Origin of the sequence: Bartonella sp. AP58NXGY (assembly GCF_042195785.1) — a bacterium.
GTDB lineage: Bacteria > Pseudomonadota > Alphaproteobacteria > Rhizobiales > Rhizobiaceae > Bartonella.
Map to the genome: position 1 here is coordinate 341 of NZ_JBHIOY010000366.1, position 254 is coordinate 594.

Consider the following 254-nt stretch of genomic DNA (forward strand, 5'->3'; position numbering starts at 1 on the left):
ATAAAAGGCAGACTCTTGACTTAAATCTATCTAAACTTAATCGTCATCTTTTTCTTTGAAGAGATGTTACTCGTTATAGAAATATATGGTAAGAATAAAATAGAATAATCAACAATTATCTTTTTTGTTTCTTTGAGAAAATTTGTTGGTATTTTCCTCATTCGCAATGCAATTGATAAACTGATCAATTTAAAAAACGCACAATATATCAGAAAAATCTTCTGTTATTTTTTGTTTGGTCAATTGTCCAGATA